Consider the following 525-nt stretch of genomic DNA (forward strand, 5'->3'; position numbering starts at 1 on the left):
ACAAAAATAAAAAGGGCGTTAAGCCCTATTTTTATACCTCTCCTGGTGTAACCGATGATGAATCTACTTTAGGTTGTGGAATTGCGGTTAAATCTTCGCTAGTTAACGCATCTGCTTTTGTAGTGTCATGGAATCTGTATCCAGTCGCCTTAAGTTTCTTTGTTACAGCCTCAGGCAATGTTGCAAATCCACGTTGGAAACGACCATTCACTCCATATTCATATTCATATTCATCAATACCGTTAGCTTCTGCTTTTAATTCAAATTTATTGTGGAAACCTTGGAAATATTTCGCTTTAAATTTAGTAGCATCTCCATTTTTGCCTGGTATTCTACTTTCAACTTCCCAAGCTTCATACAATACGCGATCTACAACTGCATCTTCAATTTCATCTGCAAAATCGTCACCATAAAACATTTTAGCAGTACCAGACATTGTTGACTCAACAGAACCACCAGTGTTATAAGAACCGTCCATTGTATCCTCTGTATCTGTATCAGCTTCATGTGATAAGCCGTATTCAG

At 37.7% G+C, this 525-nt stretch carries 1 protein-coding gene; it reads right to left on the reverse strand.

Annotation, left to right across the window (positions count from 1 at the left end):
• Positions 1-31 precede the first annotated feature (31 nt).
• Positions 32-525 (reverse strand): phage major tail protein, TP901-1 family (locus tag FPQ13_RS13320; protein WP_144089756.1); only part of this gene is annotated, 494 nt, incomplete at its 5' end.

This window comes from Allobacillus salarius, from assembly GCF_007559425.1.
GTDB classification, from domain to species: domain Bacteria; phylum Bacillota; class Bacilli; order Bacillales; family Alkalibacillaceae; genus Allobacillus; species Allobacillus salarius.